Annotated in this window: 1 protein-coding gene and 1 pseudogene; both read left to right on the top strand. The window is 61.7% G+C overall.

Annotated elements, in window-relative coordinates:
• A pseudogene (locus tag BEB54_RS28205) lies at positions 1–117 on the top strand (ISAs1 family transposase); the annotation flags it as partial.
• A 33-nt stretch (positions 118–150) separates the two neighbouring features.
• Positions 151–595: DUF6531 domain-containing protein (locus tag BEB54_RS28200; RefSeq protein WP_236943390.1), on the top strand; the 445-nt coding region annotated here is incomplete at its 3' end.

Here is a 595-nt window from a genome sequence, read left to right as displayed (position 1 = left end):
ATTAATATTTTGACGAATGATAAGGTATTCAAGGCAGGGTTAAGACGTAAGATGCGAAAAGCAGCCATGGACAGAAAGTATCTGGCGTCAGTCCTTGCGGGGAGCGGGCTTTCGTAATCTTGCCCTGATGCCACGGCAAAAGGCGGTCCGATAGTCCAGGGGTCAGCGGGGGTACTGATAGGCGCGCCCACCGGCGTGGCGTGCTCGGTGTGTCCGGGCGGGATGACCTCGGGCCATCCGGTAAATCCGCTGCTGGGGGCGAAGGTGCTGCCCGGCGAGACGGACCTTGCCCTGCCCGGCCCGCTGCCGTTCATGCACTCCCGCACCTACAGCAGCTACCGGACGAGGACGCCTGCCCCGGTGGGCGTTTTCGGCCCCGGCTGGAAAGCGCCTTCGGATATCCGCTTACAGCTACGTGATGACGGACTGATACTCAACGACAACGGGGGGCGGAGCATTCACTTTGAGCCGCTGCTGCCGGGGGAGACGGTGTACAGCCGCAGCGAGTCAATGTGGCAGGTGCGCCACTGGCGCGGTACACGTATACGGAAGCCGGTGAACTGCTGGCGGTATATGACCGCAGCAATACGCAGGT

It is taken from the genome of Escherichia sp. MOD1-EC6021 (assembly GCF_002965245.1).
Taxonomy (GTDB): Bacteria; Pseudomonadota; Gammaproteobacteria; order Enterobacterales; family Enterobacteriaceae; genus Escherichia; species Escherichia coli_F.
The sequence above is the reverse complement of the archived record's forward strand: the minus strand, read 5'-3'. Positions and strand labels throughout refer to the sequence as shown.